This is a genomic window from Filimonas effusa (assembly GCF_004118675.1).
Taxonomy (GTDB): domain Bacteria; phylum Bacteroidota; class Bacteroidia; order Chitinophagales; family Chitinophagaceae; genus Filimonas; species Filimonas effusa.
Map to the genome: position 1 here is coordinate 2,940,938 of NZ_SDHZ01000001.1, position 19,759 is coordinate 2,960,696.

The 19,759-nt window shown below is 46.8% G+C and carries 16 protein-coding genes and 1 tRNA gene; 9 read left to right on the plus strand and 8 right to left on the minus strand.

The genetic code is table 11. The features are described from left to right. Positions 1 to 85 precede the first annotated feature (85 nt). The gene (locus ESB13_RS11150; protein WP_164974172.1) at positions 86 to 571 is read left to right on the plus strand and encodes a DUF421 domain-containing protein; all 486 of its coding nucleotides are present in this window, start codon (positions 86 to 88) and stop codon (positions 569 to 571) included. A gap of 170 nt (positions 572 to 741) precedes the next feature. On the opposite strand, the gene ESB13_RS11155 is transcribed toward ESB13_RS11150, so the two are convergent. After that, entirely contained in the window at positions 742 to 930 is a 189-nt protein-coding gene (locus ESB13_RS11155) for a DUF3606 domain-containing protein (RefSeq protein WP_129003053.1), read from the minus strand. Positions 931 to 1,330: 400 nt separating this feature from the next. On the opposite strand from ESB13_RS11155, the gene ESB13_RS11160 reads away from it, so the two are divergent. Together ESB13_RS11160 and ESB13_RS11165 are read left to right on the plus strand one after the other, a co-directional pair. After that, positions 1,331 to 2,287, plus strand: coding sequence for a serine hydrolase domain-containing protein (locus ESB13_RS11160; protein WP_164974173.1), 957 nt, complete (start codon positions 1,331 to 1,333; stop codon positions 2,285 to 2,287). Between the two features lie 157 nt (positions 2,288 to 2,444). After that, positions 2,445 to 3,725 carry a DEAD/DEAH box helicase gene (locus ESB13_RS11165; RefSeq protein WP_246022494.1) on the plus strand — a complete coding sequence of 427 codons (1,281 nt, stop codon included), beginning with the start codon at positions 2,445 to 2,447 and terminating at the stop codon, positions 3,723 to 3,725. Positions 3,726 to 3,890: 165 nt separating this feature from the next. Here the strand turns inward: ESB13_RS11165 and ESB13_RS11170 are convergent, their stop codons facing one another. After that, on the minus strand, positions 3,891 to 5,216 hold the full coding sequence (locus ESB13_RS11170) for a leucine-rich repeat-containing protein kinase family protein (protein WP_129003055.1): 1,326 nt from the start codon (positions 5,214 to 5,216) through the stop codon (positions 3,891 to 3,893). 51 nt (positions 5,217 to 5,267) lie between these two features. On the opposite strand from ESB13_RS11170, the gene ESB13_RS11175 reads away from it, so the two are divergent. Continuing rightward, positions 5,268 to 7,175 carry an AAA domain-containing protein gene (locus ESB13_RS11175; RefSeq protein ID WP_129003056.1) on the plus strand — a complete coding sequence of 636 codons (1,908 nt, stop codon included), beginning with the start codon at positions 5,268 to 5,270 and terminating at the stop codon, positions 7,173 to 7,175. A gap of 8 nt (positions 7,176 to 7,183) precedes the next feature. Here the strand turns inward: ESB13_RS11175 and ESB13_RS11180 are convergent, their stop codons facing one another. Next, positions 7,184 to 7,714 (minus strand): GNAT family N-acetyltransferase, encoded by a 531-nt coding sequence (locus ESB13_RS11180; protein ID WP_129003057.1) that lies wholly within the window; start codon positions 7,712 to 7,714, stop codon positions 7,184 to 7,186. 643 nt (positions 7,715 to 8,357) lie between these two features. On the opposite strand from ESB13_RS11180, the gene ESB13_RS11185 reads away from it, so the two are divergent. The 4 genes from ESB13_RS11185 (at position 8,358) to ESB13_RS11200 (ending at position 13,399) form a co-directional block, all read left to right on the plus strand. After that, a complete protein-coding gene (locus tag ESB13_RS11185; protein ID WP_129003058.1) occupies positions 8,358 to 9,785 on the plus strand; it encodes a phytoene desaturase family protein in 1,428 nt (475 codons plus the stop codon). 95 nt (positions 9,786 to 9,880) lie between these two features. Next, positions 9,881 to 11,509 (plus strand): acyl-CoA carboxylase subunit beta, encoded by a 1,629-nt coding sequence (locus ESB13_RS11190; protein ID WP_129003059.1) that lies wholly within the window; start codon positions 9,881 to 9,883, stop codon positions 11,507 to 11,509. Between the two features lie 264 nt (positions 11,510 to 11,773). Continuing rightward, positions 11,774 to 12,253, plus strand: coding sequence for a ribonuclease HI (gene rnhA / locus ESB13_RS11195; RefSeq protein WP_129003060.1), 480 nt, complete (start codon positions 11,774 to 11,776; stop codon positions 12,251 to 12,253). A 243-nt stretch (positions 12,254 to 12,496) separates the two neighbouring features. After that, entirely contained in the window at positions 12,497 to 13,399 is a 903-nt protein-coding gene (locus ESB13_RS11200; protein ID WP_129003061.1) for a FecR family protein, read from the plus strand. Between the two features lie 487 nt (positions 13,400 to 13,886). Here ESB13_RS11200 and ESB13_RS11205 read toward each other — a convergent pair whose 3' ends face one another. Then, positions 13,887 to 14,225, minus strand: a complete 339-nt coding sequence (locus ESB13_RS11205; protein ID WP_129003062.1) for a carboxypeptidase regulatory-like domain-containing protein — start codon at positions 14,223 to 14,225, stop codon at positions 13,887 to 13,889. 147 nt (positions 14,226 to 14,372) lie between these two features. Beyond that, positions 14,373 to 14,936 (minus strand): hypothetical protein, encoded by a 564-nt coding sequence (locus ESB13_RS11210; protein WP_129003063.1) that lies wholly within the window; start codon positions 14,934 to 14,936, stop codon positions 14,373 to 14,375. Between the two features lie 750 nt (positions 14,937 to 15,686). On the opposite strand from ESB13_RS11210, the gene ESB13_RS11215 reads away from it, so the two are divergent. Beyond that, positions 15,687 to 15,760, plus strand: a tRNA-Ala gene (locus ESB13_RS11215). A gap of 65 nt (positions 15,761 to 15,825) precedes the next feature. Here ESB13_RS11215 and ESB13_RS11220 read toward each other — a convergent pair. The 3 genes from ESB13_RS11220 to ESB13_RS11230 form a co-directional block, all read right to left on the minus strand. Continuing rightward, positions 15,826 to 17,760 carry a tetratricopeptide repeat protein gene (locus ESB13_RS11220; protein WP_129003064.1) on the minus strand — a complete coding sequence of 645 codons (1,935 nt, stop codon included), beginning with the start codon at positions 17,758 to 17,760 and terminating at the stop codon, positions 15,826 to 15,828. 46 nt (positions 17,761 to 17,806) lie between these two features. Next, complete coding sequence (ygiD, locus tag ESB13_RS11225; RefSeq protein ID WP_129003065.1) at positions 17,807 to 18,637, minus strand: 4,5-DOPA-extradiol-dioxygenase; 831 nt, start codon at positions 18,635 to 18,637, stop codon at positions 17,807 to 17,809. Between the two features lie 278 nt (positions 18,638 to 18,915). Next, positions 18,916 to 19,746 carry a helix-turn-helix domain-containing protein gene (locus ESB13_RS11230; protein WP_129003066.1) on the minus strand — a complete coding sequence of 277 codons (831 nt, stop codon included), beginning with the start codon at positions 19,744 to 19,746 and terminating at the stop codon, positions 18,916 to 18,918. Between the last annotated feature and the right edge of the window lie 13 nt (positions 19,747 to 19,759).

Genomic DNA, 19,759 nt, shown 5'->3' on the forward strand with positions numbered 1-19,759 from the left:
AAACCGCCTATCCTATTATGCGAATTCCGGGCCATCCCGCTGAACAACCGCATAAATCTGGCTTTTGTTTTGTACCTGCCATAATATGGATCTGCTTTATTACCTGTTCGGCGAAGGCCGCGATCTAAACGTCTTGCAAATGAGTATGCGCTCATTGATGGCATTCCTGGTAACGCTTGTGTTGATCAGGGTAGCAGGAATACGCACTTTTGGAAAACGATCGGCTTTCGACAATGTGGTCACCATTATGCTCGGTGCCATTCTTAGCCGTATAGTAGTAGGTGCCTCTCCCGTTTTACCTACAATAGCAGCCTCTGCAGTACTTGTACTCATCCATAGGCTCCTTGGCAGGATTGCCTACCAGCACTCGGCATTCAGCAAACTGCTGAAAAGCGAAGCAGTATGCCTGTTCAGGGATGGAGCTCCCCTCCACGATAATATGAAACAAACCGCCATCAGCTTACACGACATGGAAGAAGCCGTAAGAACCCAGCTGCATCAGGATAACTTTGAAGGAGTAAAGGAAATGTACATTGAACGAACCGGCTCCATTAGTATTATAACCACTTAAATATACCCATTAGCATTATAACCACCTGAATATAAACTCCCTGCTGCAATAAAAAAGGCCCGTCGATGAAGTGGCCCCGGAATGCTATACACATTTTGGGATCAATGCACAACGCCAGCCCTTTTTTGATCCTTTACGCAGCAGTCTAAATGTTGTAATAACAGGCAATCTTATCCATTACGGTGCGTGGAAAGGTATTTCTCCACCTTCTGACGGTTGTTGCCAACAGCCTTGAAAGCTTTTTGCACTGTTTTTTTGGATACCAGGTGTTTTTCTGCCAGGTAGGTTATCTCGAAGTTTTCGTGTTCACTCACCGCAGACTGCTCCCGCGTTGCGGCTTTCTTGGTAGCGCTTATCATAAATCAACTTTATAGAAAGAAATTCATAAAATATGCCAGAAACATAGCGATAATCATAAAGAATAAACCGCCCGTTATAAAATACCGTAAGCCAGGTCTCCCGTATCCGAAACCAATGACATAGCAATGCGCTTACTACAGATATCCCTGCACCTGTACAACAAAATCCACAGAATACATCACCCTTCATTCCCCATACCAACATGCCCCTTCCTAAAAAATGATATACAAAAACAAAGGGCCTATAACAATTAGCGGGGCTCAAAGCAGTGTAATATAAAAGACAAAGCTACGGTAAGGGGATGGGTTCGTACCTTCATACAATATGAAACACTTTTATCTCATCTTCTATTTAATATTAATGGGGTGTCAAACTACGAATCAAACCCCAAATGAAGTGATGAAACACTATTACCGGAATGGAAAATTCAACGGAAGCATATTAATCGCTCAAAATAACCAGGTCATTATGGATACCGTTTTCGGCTACCGGGATTTACATCAAAAAGCGGTACTGAAAAAAGAGACCCCATTTTATATTGCTTCGTTAAGTAAATCCTTCACTGCTATTGCAATGTTCCGACTGGTGGAAAAAGGGCTTCTTTCATTAGATGATCATGCCGTAAAGTTTGTTGGCAATCTTCCTGCCTACGCCCATCATATGACCATAAAGCAATTGCTGAACCACACCTCGGGAATAAGAGATTATGAAAATATACTCACCAAAAAAGGTTTGACCAATAATGATGTAATTCATTGGCTTCAAAGTCAGTCTGGATTAGCCTTTAAACCCGGAACAAAATTTCAATACAGCAATTCCGGCTACATTATCCTGTCCTTAATTATCGAAAATGTTTCCGGAATGTCCTATGCCCGATTTTTGAAAGAAAATATTTTCGATCCCCTGCAAATGCACCACACCACAGTTTATGAGCCAAATACAGTTATTCCCGATAAGGCTGTAGGATATAACAGGAATAAAGAAGTGGAAGACTATTCCATTCTGACCACAGGAGATGGGGGCATTTATGCTACGGCGGAAGACCTTTACAAACTGGACAAGGCGTTAAGAACAAATCAATTATTATCAGAAGAAAGCACCAAATTACTGTATCAGACACCAATTTTGGAAAACAATACCCATTCTGAATATGGATCAGGCTGGTTCATTGAAAAATCTGACGGGATGATGATTGCCAAACATACGGGTGGATTGGCAGGTTTCAGAAGCCTGTTCTGGAGAGATCTAAAAAACGGCAACACCATAATTGCACTTACCAATCAGGGGGATGCCTTTCCTGTATTTGATTTTCTGAACGACATAAAAAAAACGTTGAGACAACAGGCACCAGAGTAAAATGAACACCAACTATACACCGCACCTGCAAACAGTCAATACTGTAAAACCTCCCCTCATGCCCGCCTGTTAAAGGCACTCCAGTCGCCCTAATTACTATCTGCACCCGGGAATGCCTCCCCACATGCCGCCCGTTTATAAGGCAACAAAGACGCCAATGAAGAGAGATATTGCAATAGCATTACCTTTGCGTATGAAGTTTGAGCAATACCCTATTTCTGATGCGATAAAAGACCGCCTGGCCGACCTGGGCTTCAGGCGTCCTACCGATATACAGTTCAAAGCCATTCCGCCAATCCTGAAGGGCGATGATGTATTGGCCATCGCTCAAACGGGTACCGGCAAAACAGCCGCTTTTGCAATCCCCTTATTGCATTTACTATCCGAAGACCGCCTGAATCGCCTGCGTAATTACCAGGTAAAATGCCTTGTAATGGTGCCTACCAGGGAACTGGCAGTACAAATTGCCGGCGTATTCAGGGAAATCGGCAAACACCTTCGCCTCAATATCCTCGGGTTATTTGGCGGCGTAGAACAGGAAAGCCAGGTTAAACAACTGGAAAAAGGGGTAGACGTACTCATAGCCACCCCAGGCCGCATGTTCGACCTCCTCCACCAGGAAAAGATCGACCTAAGCCAGTTGAGAACGCTGATCCTCGACGAAGCCGATCACATGCTCGACCTCGGCTTTATCAAGGATATCCGCGATGTACTGCGGCATATACGCCACCGCCATCAAACTCTGTTTTTCTCCGCTACCATTAACACGGAAATAAAGGAACTGGCCTACTCACTGGTACGCAACCCTATCCGCATCCAGATCTCTCCCCAGAACCCCGTTTCCAGGAATGTAACACACGCCGTTGCTTATATAGAAATGGATGATAAAAGGTTCTTCCTCGAGCGACTGGTTAAAGAATACAGCGAAGCAAAAATGCTGGTCTTCGTCCGCACCAAAGTACGCGCAGAGCGCGTAGCTTCCGCCATGGCACGTGTAGGCATCGAAACGCTCACCATGCACGGCGGTAAAGAACAAAGCGACAGGCTGCAGGTCATGGAAAATTTCAAGAACGGTAACATCAGGATCCTCATCACCACCGACGTAAATGCCCGTGGCATCGATATCCCAAACGTAGATTACGTGATCAACTACGACCTCCCCGAAGAAGCCGAGAACTACGTACACCGCGTAGGCCGCACCGGCCGTGGCGTACAGAAAGGCAAGGCTATCTCATTCTGCAGTACCGAAGAAAAACCCGTTCTGGAAGCCATCCAGCAATACCTGGGCAAAACGGTTGATGAGATCAAAATAGATAAATCAGAATACCGCGAAACCATCGCCTTCTCTGAAGAAGCCCCCAACGACAACTGGAAACTATTGTTGGAAGAAGATAATAAAACCAAAGAGCAGGCTAAACGCAGGAAAAAGAAAAAATAGAACGCCAGGCAGCCTTTCCCGGCTGCCTGCCTCTAAATATGCTCAAACACCAGCAAAGCCGCCCATTATAAAATTCCCCGGCAACAGACCTGTAATCTCTCAAAAAGCGCCGGACTCGGGCTTCCGCAAAACTATCAGTCCGGCCTGTGCTCATCAGCCCCGCCCTCACTCGTCAGTCCTGCCCGCAATCAGTCGAAGCTTTTCCGTAAGACCGTTGAAATCAGGCCGCAGCAACACTGTTTCCACCATACACTCCGATACAATGTTCCGCAGCGCCGTCGCTAAAAGCTTGTCAGCTTCACCGGGCGCCAGCCGCTGCAGCAGGTCATCAACAAAACAACCAAAGGCACGCACTTCTATCCGTTGTAAAGCAGCAGCAACACCCGGATGGGCGCCCTGGTACAAACAGGCAGCACCATAATCTGTTAACAGCACCAGCCCCTCCTCATTAACCAGCGTATTATGACAATAAAGATCGCCATGCATGATACCAGCCGCATGCAAATGCGCTGCAGCCGATGTAATGGCCTGCGCAATCGTAAGTAGCTGGCGAAGTGAAAAAACGGCATCTTCGGGAAACGTATCCCTGGTACAGGAATCAAAACTGGGCGGATTACCCAACAGCTTGCACGAATCCGGTATCAGCTCAAACACAAGCCCCTGTTTCGCTTCAGGATGGCCTGTGATATTACCTAACACCTGCACCAGGTGCGGATGGCGGCCGGCAGTTGCAGCTATTTTCATTTCTTCATCAGGTGATCCGTCGCTGGTAACCTGCCCCTTAAACAACTTCACAGCAACCGCTGTCTCCATTGCCCCGTTGCGCCATATGGCATGCGATACCCACCCCGAAGCACCTTCCCCAAGCTGAACAGTAACAGCAAGATCATCCCAGCTAATACCCGGCAAATCTGCCAAAGCCCTTTCCGCTGTACAACAGGGATTTCCGGCGATAGCCAGCCACGACAGGCGCGGAAGCTGGAACAACCATTCCGGCAACACTTCTATATTGTTGGCCGATATGCGCAATAACTCAAGACCACTACAGTTCGCCATTTCCGGCGGAAGCTGCTGTAGCCTGTTTCCGGCAAGCATACACTTCTGTAAACGACGGCAGCTGCCAATCGAAGCAGGTAATGTTTCAATACAGTTGTCCGTTAAAATAAGCCAGCGCAGCTGCGGCGATAAAGCCTCAGATGGCACCACCGCTATTTTATTCGCTTTGAAACCAATCATCTCCAGGCGCGGACATGCAGCCAATACCGCCGGCAATTCAGTGAACAGGTTATTGGAAAAGAAAGCGATCTTCAGATTTTTCAGCAACCCGAAATGAGAAGGCAGCGCAGATAACCGGTTGCCGCTGAGATCAAGGATTTCCAGCGATTCGGCCAGGTCAAAAATAGCTTCCGGAAATTCAGTCAGATCACAAGATAGTTTCAGTCGTTTTATTCCCTTCAGTTGCCCCGAAAGAAGCTGCTCCAAAGTTTGCATGTAGTTGAATTAATTGGCAAGATAGGAAGAAGAACCCTTTATTTTTGCCGGATGGATTATTTCAAGAAGCTGCTGGCATTGCTGAGAACAGAAAGAGAAGAAGACCAGCGCAATTACCAACAACAAATAGCATCGGCATCTGTAGCAGAACGCCGCGCCAATGGTTTAACCTGGTACCCCGTTGCCATACGCGATACCGAAATAGGCCGGGGCGACTACCTCACCGTTGAAGTAGAACGCACTACACACCAGGATGTCATCCACCAGCTAAGATTTGGCGCTTCAGCAGCTTTATTCTCAAATCATGATCCTGCAAACAGCCGGGTAGAAGGCACCATCTCCCATCAAAGTGCTAACAAACTAAGGCTCACCCTACGCACCGACGAACTGCCCGAATGGAGCCGCGACGGCAAGCTGGGCATAGATCTTATGTTCGATGACAACAGCTACGATGAAATGCAGAATGCCATGGCGCTTGCCACCGCCCGCAGCGAACAGGCTTCAGAGAACAGGCTCATAAAAGTGCTCACCGGCCAGGCGAAACCCGGCTTTAACAACAGCATCCACCCTTTTACAATTCCCGGACTCAACAGCTCACAACAAAATGCAGTAAACAATATCCTCGCCGCCGAAGACCTGGCCATCGTACATGGCCCTCCCGGCACCGGCAAAACAACCACATTGGTACAGGCCATAAAAGCACTCATCAAACAAGATCACCAGCAGGTACTGGTGGTAGCGCCAAGTAATACCGCTGTCGACCTCCTGGCCGATAAGCTCTCCGATGAAGGATTGGAAGTGTTACGCGTAGGCAACCCTGCAAGGGTATCGGAAAAACTCCAGGCATTGACACTCGACAGTAAGATGGCCGCTCATCCTTCTATAAAGGAAATCAAAAAGCTGAAGAAACAGGCCAGTGAGTTCCGTAATATGGCGCATAAATACAAGCGCAACTTCGGACCGGCGGAAAGAGAACAACGAAAAGCATTGTTCACAGAAGCCCGTAATATCATGAAAACGGTTGAGCAAACAGAGTCCTATATCGTAAACGACCTCTTGGCCAGGGCGCAGGTGATAACCGCTACGCTGGTAGGTGCCAATCATTATACGGTAGCACATCTCAAATACCGCACAGTAGTGATAGATGAGGCCGGCCAGGCATTGGAACCCGCCTGCTGGATCCCCATCCTGAAAGGGAAAAAACTGGTACTGGCAGGCGATCACTGCCAGCTGCCCCCCACCGTAAAATCACAGGAAGCAGGCCGCAACGGACTAAACACCACCCTGCTCGAAAAAACAGTGGCCTTACATCCCGAAGCAGTTGTGCTGCTCGATGAGCAATACCGGATGCATGAAATGATCATGGGCTACGCTTCAAATGTATTTTACCAGAACAGGCTGCAGGCACATGCATCGGTAGCACAACAACAACTGCTGCCCGAAGAACTGCCCGTATCCTTTGTCGACACAGCAGGCTGCGGTTTCGAAGAACGCCTCGAAGGTACCAGCGTTACCAATCCCGAAGAAGCAGCCTTCCTCATCAAACACCTTACACAACTGGCAGCACGTCTCGAAAGCAGCTACACAGCAGCCACCTTCCCAACCATCGCCATTATATCACCCTACAAACAACAGGTAGAACTATTAAAAGAACAGCTGCTGCACACGCCTGCCCTCTTACCCTATACTTCTTCTGTTTCAGTAAATACCATCGATAGCTTCCAGGGACAGGAAAGAGATATTGTTTATATCAGCATGACACGTAGCAATACCGAAAATGTAATTGGCTTCCTTTCCGATACCAGGCGCATGAACGTGGCAATGACCCGCGCAAGAAAAAAACTGGTGGTAATAGGCGATAGCGCCACCTTATCGCAACTGCCATTCTATTCAAACTTTATTACTTATACCGAAGAACGGAACGCATATCAAAGCGCATGGGAGTTTATGGATATATAACAAGCAGATCATTGAACAACATATCCGGGCAGCGCTCTTCTGAATACCAGTAAAGGCTTGTTCTCATCGGGAGGCAACATGGTTTCTTTATAAGCGAAACCAGCTCTTTCCAGCAGCCGCACAGAACGGTCATTATCATCATGGGTAATAGCCAGCAAACACGGAAGCCGCAACTGTTCCTCAGCATATGCAATAGTAGCCGTCGTGGCTTCATAGGCATAACCTTTCCCCTCAAACTGCGGCAGAAAAGCAAAGCCTATATCGGGATGCTCAAGATAAGTACGCTGGAACAAACCGCATAAACCAACAGGCTGATTGGTCTCCTTAAGCAAAACAAGCCAGGCGCCATAACCCGTTTCTTCATATCCCTTATGAAAACGCTGTACAATATAATCCTGTGCTTCACTGATAGAATAGATGCCCTTATCACCGATAAACCGGATCCAGGAAGGAGTATTTAACAACCGGAAAGCAAATGCCGCATCAGTTATAGCAAACTCACGGATCAGAAGTTGACTGGTTTCCAGCATAAGGGCCATGTAAGAAGAATTGTGGTTTTCCAAAGTGCCTTCGTACAAATATAACGATCGCGATGCAACAAATGTTCCGGTACAGAAGAGTTAACCTGCTTTAAAGCTCCCTGTCCGCCACCGCAGGTAACCGCTCCGATATATAGGAACAACACATATTCCGTATTTTTTTTGCTGCATTAAGCAAAGGAATTTATCTTTACCCTACTTTTCAAGTAGACTTACAAGATCTGATACTTGTACACCACCAGCAAGGGTCGGCCTGTAAACAAACACCAATACATGACAGTAATTCAAATTCGCCCTGCCGTTATATACCGGCAGCAAAAGCTGGTGATCCGTTGCATTCGTTATTGCAGCCATAGTTGTTGCAGCCCATGCTGTTGTTGACATTATCCCCTATTCATTTAACTTATTGATGGCTTACGCCAATATGCCGGCAGTTTCCTGGACCAGCGGAATGATGGTGGTACATATTTCCTGTTGGTACTCATAGCTGCTGCATGTTGGCGTAAGCCTTTATTAAGCCAACAGGCAAAAGGTCCGTTAAAAAAGCATACGCTGCAGGAAACCACAATACGCAACATAACACGACTGGCTGAAAACAAACAAAAAAGAAAGCTTTATATTTAGAAGCGGCTAAGCAGTTGTTATGCAAAATAAGGAATACGATGCAGTGGTAGTAGGTGCTGGCCCCAATGGGCTGGCAGCGGCGATCACACTTCAGCAGCAGGGACTTCGTGTATTGATAATAGAAGGCAAAGACACTCCAGGCGGCGGGCTGCGCACAGCAGAACTTACCCTCCCGGGTTTTCTGCACGACATCTGTTCCGCTGTTCATCCCCTGGCGCCGGCGTCTCCCTTTTTCAGCCAGCTGCCGTTGCAGCAATATGGACTGGAATATCTACAACCCGCCATAGCCGCCGCTCACCCTTTCGATGATGGTAAAGTAGCAGTACTGCAATCGTCTGTACAAGCCACAGCCGGTATGCTGGGCCACGACGACGACGCTTACCAGCGTCTCCTCTGTCCGCTGGTGAATAACTGGCAGCAGCTACTTCCCGAACTATTGGCGCCATTACATCTGCCCCGGCACCCGATGATGCTTGCCCGCTTCGGCGTTAAAGGACTAACCAGCGCTTCCTGGTTAGCACGAAAATTCCGGACCAAAGAAGCAAGAGGACTATGGGCCGGTATGGCTGCACATTCCATTCAACCCTTATCTAACCTTGCTACATCCGCCATCGCCATGGTACTGCTTGGTGCCGCCCACACCGGAGGCTGGCCTTTTCCACGCGGAGGCGCCATAAAAATTGCAGAAGCATTGACAGCTCATTTTATAGCAATGGGCGGACATATTGAAACAGGACGCTATATCACTTCATTAAAACAACTCCCCTCATCACACGCAGTAATGCTGGATGTCACGCCACAACAACTCCTGCCTATCGCAGGACACCGCTTTTCATCACTCTATCGATGGCAGCTAAAGCGTTACCGTTATGGAGCAGGTGTGTTTAAAATAGATTGGGCGCTCGACGCCCCTATCCCGTTCGTTTCACCCGAATGCCGGCAGGCAGGCACTTTACACCTCGGCAACACCCTGGAGGAAATAGCCTATGCCGAAAAGATCATCTGGCAGGGCCGGCATGCACAAAAACCATTCGTGCTGTTATCACAACCCACTGTCTTCGATCCCACCCGCGCCCCGGAAGGGAAACACACCGCCTGGGCCTATTGCCATGTGCCACATGGTTCCACCCGCGATATGACCAATGCCATAGAAGCACAGGTGGAACGGTTTGCCCCCGGCTTCCGCGAACGGATCTTAGCCCGCCATACCTTCAACACAGCCCAGATGGAAGACTATAACCCCAATTACATCGGCGGCGACATCAACGGCGGCGTAATAAACCTGTCACAACTCTTCACAAGACCGGCACTCCGAAGCTCCCCCTACCGCACATCGGCAAAAGGCATTTATATCTGCTCATCGGCCACCCCCCCCGGCGGCGGCGTACACGGCATGTGCGGCTACCACGCAGCCCAAAAAGCATTAAAGGACATCTGGAATAAATAACAGCATTAAGTCTTGCTCTCTACCGCAGCCTGCTCAATAACAAAGTATAGTTAAGCGACGGATACCCCTATATTTGTTGTCCTAACGATACCTCTATGAGTCTACAATTTAACCGTAATGAAGACTGGATGCGCCTGCTGATCAGTGAAGCCAAACAACAGGAAGCAGTCATCAAACTCGGGGGCGGAAAAAAAGCCATTGAAAAGCAGCATGAACGTAAAAAACTGACTGCACGCGAAAGAATTGAATATTTAACAGATCCCAACACAGTATTTACCGAAATAGGTTTGTATGCCGGACTGGATATGTACCCTGAACACGGCGGCTGTCCCGCAGGCGGCACCGTAGCCGGACTGGGTTATATCAGCGGACGCCAGTGTGTCATTGTCGCCAATGACCAAACGGTGAAGGCCGGCGCCTGGTTCCCCATTACAGGTAAGAAAAACCTTCGCCTCCAGGAAATCGCGATGGAGAATCACCTGCCCGTAATTTACCTGGTAGACAGCGCAGGTGTATACCTCCCCCTGCAGGACGAGATCTTCCCCGACAAAGAGCATTTTGGCCGGGTGTTCCGGAACAACGCACAAATGAGCGCCGCAGGCATCACCCAGATCGCCGCAGTAATGGGAGCCTGTGTGGCAGGAGGCGCCTACCTCCCTATCATGAGCGATGAAACACTGATGGTAGAAGGCAACGGCAGTATATTCCTGGCAGGCCCCTACCTCGTGAAAGCCGCCATTGGCGAAGATATAGATGCAGAAACATTAGGCGGAGCAGTGACGCATACCGAAAAAAGCGGTATTGCCGATTATCGCTTTCCTACAGAACAAGCCTGCCTCGACTATATCAAAAAAATGGTAAGCCGCATCGGCAAACCAGCTGAAGCAGGATTCGACAGGGTAACACCTGCCGCACCCGCCAAAGACCCCGCTACATTATATGGCATTATGTCCGAAGGCAACAGCAAACCATATGATATGCTGGAGATCATAGAGCGGCTGGTAGACAAAAGCGACTTCGACCAGTTCAAAAAGGATTACGGCAAAACCATCCTCTGCGGCTACGCACGCATAGATGGCTGGGCAGTAGGCATTGTTGCCAACCAACGCCTTGTTGCCAAAAGCGCGAAAGGCGAAATGCAGATGGGAGGCGTTATCTATAACGATAGTGCCGACAAGGCAGCACGATTTATCCTCAACTGCAACCAGAAAAAAATACCCTTGATCTTCCTTCAGGATGTTACTGGTTTTATGGTGGGCAGCCGCAGCGAGCATGAAGGCATTATTAAAGATGGCGCCAAACTCGTTAACGCAGTGGCCAACAGTGTCGTTCCTAAGATCACCATTATAGTCGGCAACAGTTTTGGCGCCGGCAATTATGCCATGTGCGGTAAAGCCTATGACCCACGCTTTATATATGCATGGCCCAGTGCCAAAATAGCTGTTATGGGCGGAGAACAGGCAGCCAAAACACTATTGCAGATCCAGGTTGCCGGCATGAAAGCCAAGGGCCAAACCGTAAGCAGTGAAGAAGAACAAGCCCTGCTCGATAAAATAAAAGGCAGTTATCAGGCACAAACAACGCCTTATTATGCCGCCGCAAGGTTATGGGTAGATGGCATCATCGATCCCCTGCTCACCCGGCAATATATCAGCGAGGGTATAAAAGCTGCAAATCACAACCCCGTAATACCTGCATTACAAACAGGCGTTTTCCAGGTATAGTTATTCTGCCCGATTCCCAAGATAAAAACTGATAGTGAACTCCGCATACCGCAGCTGAATGGCCCCGGGGAGTTTACTATCAGCAACTGGCTATGCTCTATGGTAAAAAAGGGCCATGAATGAACCTTCCAGGATACCTGAACTATTCCCCGGAATCTTTGCAGAATTACAGCACGGCATTATCGCACAATCGCCTGCCTGAAATGTTTAGCCTTCAATATTCACACGGAATACGTTTAATTTGCACGCTAAACCAGGATGTAAATGTCAGAAGGGCATCAATTAGTTATTTATACAGATGGGGCTTCCCGGGGCAATCCGGGACCAGGCGGATACGGTGCCATACTCATGTGGGGCGAAAAAAGAAAGGAACTGTCAGCAGGCTACCGCCTGACAACCAATAACCGTATGGAACTCCTGGCGGTTATCGTTGCGCTCGAATCATTAACCAGGCAGAATATTCCACTCACCATCTTCACCGATAGCCAGTACGTAGTAAACAGTATCGAAAAGAAATGGGTAGACGGCTGGATCAAAAACGATTTCAAAGGCGGTAAAAAAAATAAGGATCTCTGGATACGCTATTACAAACTGGCAAAAAACTTTTCCATCCGCCTAAAATGGGTAAAAGGTCACGCCGACAATCCATTCAATAACCGCTGCGATGTCCTGGCTACCCAGGCAGCAGATAAGGGACCATTGCTTATCGACGAAGGATATGAAAGGGAAATAGCACTCAAATAGTTTTTTTCTTTATACCTCTTATTAGCACATTCATTTTCAGGCAGTTTAGCCTGAAAATTTTTTTACTCTTTCTACCCCACTAAAATTGTAGAGTTAATAAATTGTAATAAATTTGCTATATTGTAACCAATACTAACTGCTTACTTGCCTGCCATTACTAGAATGTAATTTGCTCCTCGTGGAAGTCACCAGCCAGCATCGTTTGAAAAATACCGGTTTTTATTATGGTTTAAAAGAACTGTTATGAGCATTAAAAACACGGATTACTATTCCATGCCGTCATTGGCGCATCCTGACGACTGGAAGGCTTATGAGAGAAATGCGGGTTTATTTAATAACCGGCATGTGAGTAAATCATTTCCTGGTAGCAAATTGTTACGTCATTGGAAATGGTTTGTAGGTGTAGGCGTTGTAGCCTCCGTATCATCAGCAGGATATTATTTCCGCGGTGAGATCTATAACAAGATGAACCCTGTTGTAATGCAGGAAGCCAGCACCAACACCGGGCAGCGCAAATACATCCAGCTGTCCGATGGCAGCGAGGTATGGTTAAGTCCCCAAAGTACTTTACACTACCCCGAGATCTTTAACCGCGAGGTAAGGGAAGTGACTATTGAGGGCGAAGCTTTCTTCCGCATCAAAGAGAATCCCGAACACGCTTTTATTGTACATAGCAGCCAGGTGAACGTTAAAGCGCCCGGCAGCAGCTTTAACATACAAGCCTACAGCAATCAACCTTATACCGCCGTCACCTCAGTCAGCGGATCGGCCACGGTTGCAGTAAAAGATACGCAGCTAGATGCAGAGCCTGCCATCATCAAGCCCAATCAGTGCGCAATATATGTAAACGACTACCAGAAGATAGTTACCAACAACTACTCCAATGCCGATGCACATATGCAGGCAAGACGTAATGGTCACTATGAGTTCTGGGGTATGCCCGTTTCAGAAGTGATTAAGGAAGTTCAAAGGCAGCGCCCCGTAAGTGTAACACTGGAAGGCAACTACAGCGATGCCAAATTTTATGGCGAATTCAGAGCACAGGAACCAATAGAAAAGATCCTGAAACGGATCAGCGATGGCGTCAGCGGCAAGCTGATTGCCGAAGGAGACGCCTGGGTTATCAAAGTCAAAGACGGCAAATAAATAGCAGCAGCTGAAGAACAGCAGCCCTTGGAACATTTGTGAAAACGACAACATGTATGGAAGCGCTTGATAAAATGTTCTGAATTACAACATTTGGTTTTCAATTTGAGTTTATAGAAAGAAAGGCGTCCCCCCGGGGCGTCTTTCTTTTTATCCGGCACAGCCACCTGCAACAACAACTGTTTCATTTTTCAGCAGCCCGCAGGCCACCAGAGAAATGGCAGGCAAACCAAACAAATACGCAAACATTCAATGATGCCCATAAAAAAAGAACTATGTAGACACATAGTTCCTCTTCGATTGCTTGCCATACAAAAAATGTCAGCAGTTACGACTGGATTCGAACCAGTGTAGAAGGTTGTGCAAACCTTAGCCTCGCCTCTCGGCCACGTAACTCGTATGTAAAAAAGCTGCGAATATTTATAGTACCGCCAGAATGATGCGGTAAGTGCAACATCAATGATAACACCTTATAACGCTATAACTACTACCTCAACTTCAGACAGATCTTGAAAGGTTCCGATGGATCACGTACTTCAATTTTCTCTGTTTGAAAATCGGGATGCTGTACCACTATCACCGCAGGCAAAGCCTGTGAGGTAGTAAGACTAAAACTGCCATCAACAGCCGACAAGGTTTCTTCTTCACCGGAAACAGCTACGATATAAGCTTTGGCTATAGGGGTGTTAGCGCCATCCTTTGTGATCACGCCTTTTATCTTGTAGGAACTAAGGCGTGAATGCACGGAGGCTAGCGCCACCATTGTGCCTATTGCTATGAAAGATATCATGGTTAAAACCAAACGCCTCCGGTACCTGTTATTCATATCATTTCGTTTGACAATACAAATATAGGAGAGAAAAGACAAAAGTCCACCTTTTCAGTGGACTTTTATTTTTATGCAAATGCACTGCCTTTTGTAATGGGCTATTACCTGTTTTTTTCGGGAAGCGCTTTAAACTGTTGCCGGCTGTTAGCGATGGAACAGTTTACTGATACCGAAGCCAATAAGCCAGGTATCGTAGCTCTTTTTCATATCATAAGTTGCAGATACGCCTATCTCCCATGATTTATTGATGGGCCAGGAAAGTTCAGTACCTACTCTGTACACCATAAAGTTTTCGCCTTTCGCAAATTCACCTCCAACCCCACCGAGGAACAATATATGTTTCCAGGGCTTATAAAGCAGTACAGGAACGGAGGCAACAGGATAAGATCTTTCCAGCACCTCTTCTTCTTTATCGTTTCGTTCAGTAGCTACGCTGAAGTTTTCAAGCAGCATATCGTTATGCAAACCTATTGCCCAATGATTACTGAACCAATAGTCGTAGTCAAGCGCCCATGAAGCAACGGTAATGCCGGTGAGTCCGCTTTCATTTTTCAGACCTTCTTTTATATGAGAATGACTGATAGACAAGGTTAAGCGATGGCAGTTTTTCAGTGATTCTTCTGTTTCAGTTGCGGAGCTGCCTTCCTGGGCATATACTACACCGCTACAGATGATAGCAGTTATTACTAATAAAATTTTCGAACACATAATTTGGTAGTTAAATGTAAATGCGGCCCTTACGGGGCGTGTAGTGCAAAGGGAGCCGGCTCATTGGCCGGAGCGTTTACTTCAACACAGTCGCGATCGGAAATATCCCGGCAATGAAAGCGGGAATTGCGCTATAAGCCAGGCAAGGAAACCAGGCGATAGATGCTTCACCGTTATGCAGATTAATGGTAATGAAATGAATAGCCCTATCAAAAAACAGTCGCTGCAGATTCGTGTGTATTTGACGCCGCAAAGGTATCCGGGCAATATTTTATTTTTTATGATAAATACTAGGTTCGCAACATTTTTTTTATTGTATATTAAAGCGCCTGCGCGAATAAGGGATTGTGTTCCCGGTTGCCGGTTTTACTCCGGCATAAAGTATTCATCACACTACCACTCTACAGGAAAACACCGTACAAATTTATCACCTGCTCACAAACAAGGATGGCAATATAACAACCGGGTTAGCTATTCAGAAACAGGAAGGAGACAATGTCTGTTTCCGGGGCCATAAACAGGCATCCCGCTTACTACTATAAGGACAACAAAAAAGCGCCCCGTTTTACTGTAATGCCTCCCTGCAACACGAATAAAAACGCGGGACCGCCAGCCCACCAGATCAACATGCGTTTATCAGAATGGTGGCACCCTACAAGAATTATTCAGCCTATCGCCAAAATACCAGTAAAAATATCCGTCAAAATTTTGTGGATATCAGTCTATTCCAATACTTTTGCGCTCCACTCAGGGGAATTAGCTCAGTTGGCTAGAGCGCTTGCATGGCATGCAAGAGGTCACCGGTTCGACTCCGGTATTCTCCACAAGCTTTAGCCCCGCAAGGGGCTTTTGTATTTTTAGCCTTGGATCTTCTTGACAGGTAGGCCGTTTATTTCATGCTGGCCTTACCTGCATATGCTTCAGCAAGATTTCCTTTTAACAGGCGATTACTTTTATTGAACTGCAGTCCTTTTTCACCCGCCGCTATAGCCTTATCATATTGTTGTAACCTGTTATAGGCTGCACATATGTTCACATAGGCCAGATCATAACCAGGACGCAATACAAGAGCCTTTTGAGCAGCCTCGATGCATTTTAGGTAATCTCCCCCATTATAGTAATTAAGACTGGCATTGATCAGCGATTCCGGGGTATCGGCGCCCGAATCACTATTGGCTCCCTGCGCTTTGCGGGCGGCATCATTCTGGATGCGGAGCTGCTGGAGATCTTCCAGGCCAGGACTTATTGCCAAACCTTTGGCAATAAGCGCATCAGCTTCACTAAACCTGTTCCTGCTCGTGAGGAACTTGGCATAGAAGGAATAATTTGCAGGAGTATGCGGATCCATAGCAAGCGCCCTGGAGAAGTTTGCTTCAGCTTCGTCAGGTTTGCCTGTATATTGCTTTAAAATGCCCAGATTGGTATAAGGTAGTGGATAGGCCGGCCATAACTGCGTTGTTTTAATAAAACAGGACTCCGCACCATTGAAATCGGCTTTGGCCATGAGCGCAACACCATAGTTCATCCAGGCCCTGCCGTTTCCCGCTGCTTTTATAGTGGCTTCTTTCCAGAGCGAGATATCCGAATCCCATACCTGGTTGCGCTGCCAGGTACCCCAGGCATTTGCTGCCAGGAAAAATACTGCAACAACTACCACCAGCTTCCTGCGGCCGGCATTTTCATCTGCAAAGAAAGAAGTGAGCATATTACGGATGAACACCGCCATTGCGATAAACAAACCAATATAAGGAAAGAAGGTGCGGTGATCATTTAAGACCTCTGCCAGCGGCATCAGGCTGGTAGGCGCCAGGGCCAGCAGAAACCAGGCGATACCGAACGCAATTGGGCGGGTCGACTGTCTGCGGGAAGTAATAACTATCAGGAAAACCAGCAAGGCTATGAATAGCAATCCCGTTAAAACTCTGTAATCAGTATAAGAACCCACTACTTTCCAATCGGTATCAACAACAAGTCCAACAGGCAGGATAAAGTTGCAGCAGTAATGGAAGATAACAAAAGGCTGTGTGAGAATGTATTTCCATAGATCGGTTCCGCCAGGCCGCCACGTTTGCGGTGTAAGCACTTTCAGAATGATGAGGAAAAAGATGGTAATAACGGCAACAGGGAAAAGTATCGACTTAATGATCTCCGTTACTTTTCTCCATTGCTTCCAACAGTTGGTGAGAGAAAGGTTTTCTTCAAAGAAAAATTTATAAAGGAAAAACAATGGCACGAACATCACCGTTTGTTCTTTTACCAGCAGCCCCAACAACACAGGTAATACATACAGGTAAGATTTACGCCAGGCCGGGTGATAAATGTAAAGTACAAAAGCAGCTACTATAAAGAAAGCCGAGAGAAGATCAGAACGTGCTATGATATAATTGACCGTTTCGGCATTGGCAGGGTGTAAAAGAAACCACGCTGTCACAAAAAGCGCCACTCCCCTGCTCCAATTGCCTGGCAGGCTTTGTTGCAGGAAATAAAGAAAAAGCATGTAACACAGAAAACCCAGCGAAAGAAAGATGACAAAGCTGGTAACGTGAAACATAAAGGGCTGCGGCGTGGCACTGCCACCAAGGAAGAAATCAATAGCCAGCGTTGTAACGAGCAGCGGCCTGTACGATTGATTGGAAGGCAAAGTGCTCATTGTAGTCCCATCGGAAAAGAAGCCAGGGATGTTTTTGAGGCTCCTGATATTCAGGTTATTTTCGATGGTGTGGCTATCATCGAAATGAAAACTGTTGTCAAAATGATTGACATAGGTAACAAATGTAACGATAGCTATAAGCAGTAAATAAAGGAAAGCAGACTTCGGTTTCATGACAACTAATGTACTGAAACCGTGAGAAAAAACGAAAAGAACCGTTTTAAGCAATTTTCACGGATGTCATTGTCAAAGATCCGGCGATCACCTCATCGTTGAAAAAGCTTGCCTGCTCGTTCTTATCCTGGAGCGCCAGGGTGTATAGCAATGGCAGGAAATGCTCTGGCGTAGGAATAGAAAGATCAAATTCTTTGCCCAGCGACTTGAATTGAATGAGTGATTGATGGTCGCTTTCAAGAATAAGCTTTTTCATTTTTTCGCGCGCAGTAAGCGCCCAATCGTATCCAAAGCCCGGTGTTTCCATTTTATCCCAGGCAGCCATGCGCAGGTTATGAACCATGTTACCGCTGCCAACCACAAGTACTCCCTTTTCGCGGAGGGGAGCCAGTTGTTTCGCCAGTTCATAGTGGTACAATGCGGGCTGTGTATAATCGAGGCTCAATTGTATAACGGGAATATCAGCACTGGGATAGAGGTGCTTTACAACACTCCAGCAGCCATGATCAAGTCCCCAGTGACTGTCATCAAGGCCTATCTCCGTTTTAGTGACAATATTTTTGGTTTGTTGTGCCAGTTCAGGACTCCCTGGTGCGGGATATTGCACGTCGAACAAGGCTTTGGGAAAACCACCAAAGTCATGAATGGTCTTTGGTTTTTCCATAGCAGTTACAAAGCTGCCCCTTGTTTCCCAGTGGGCTGAAATACACAGGATAGCTGATGGCCTGGGTATCTCTTTACTGATATCTCTAAAGCCTGTAACAAAGCTGTTTTCTTCAATTGCGTTCATGGGGTTGCCATGCCCCAGGAACAGCACCGGCATTTTTTCTGTATGTGACAGGTGGGCCGTCATGTTGCCCAGTTCTTTTAATTTCATAGCAGATCCTGTTAAAGGCAATAAAGCCATTGATTGTAAAAACTTCTTTCTATCCATATTCCTGCTTTAATAGCCCTCTTATTTTGATGATAACGTCTACGTTCAGCAGCCTCTTACAGTAATAAAGCACCGGGGCACAGCTTCCGGCTACCTACAAACCGGAACTCGCCACTTTAAAGGCGTTAAAACAACAACATGGCATCCATTTCTTTCACCATATAAAGGTCGGATACAAACTACCTGGAAGCGTAACAGTTTTGAGAAGAAGGGTTGTAAAATCAGGAAACCAGTTTTCGCATCTCATTCCTGAAGTCAGAAGGCGTTTGACCTGCTTTTTTGCGAAACACATTTGTGAAATAAGACTTTTCGTTGTAACCTAATTCAAAACCTATCTCGGAGATGGTTTTATCGGTGGTTATAAGAAGGTTTTTGGCTTCAATGAGCTTTCGCGTTTCAATGATTTCCGAAACACTTTGCTGGAGTATATTCTGGCAAATAAGATTAAGATTGCGGCTGCTCATAAATAGCTTTTCGGCATAGAACTCCACCCCTTCCGGACGGCGGAAATTCTCCTCAAGGATCTGTAGGAAGTTTTTAAATGTAACGCTTTGTGTTTTCCGGTTACCGGCTTCAGGCAGCTGCATCTTCTTGCTTTCTGATTCAATCATAACAAACAAGGTGCTGAGCAACTGGCGAACAACGGCAAGGTCAGCACCTGGCTGCTGCATTTCCCCGAACATCATTTTGCAAAGCTGTACCAGACGACGAAAGCCGTTGTTGTTACGGAAAGAGAGGTTGGCACTCTCATGATAAAAAGAATAAAGCTGGAAGATGGTTTCGGGAATGAATTCGCTCTTAAAACGAATCACCCACATATTACACTTTCCGTTACGGGTCTGGGGTTTGGCGCGGTGTACCTTTCCCTGTGTCACAAAACTTACAAGGGGCGCCGGTATTGTTTTGGAGCCGAAATCTATAAAGTGCTCAAGCTGACCGGAGACGCCAATGATCAGTTCTTCATAGTCGTGCCGATGCGGATTATTGGGAGCTGTTTCAATTTCTTTTACTGCCGCCGCATCGAGATTAAATATCTTAAACAATTCATTCACCAGCTAAAGCTAT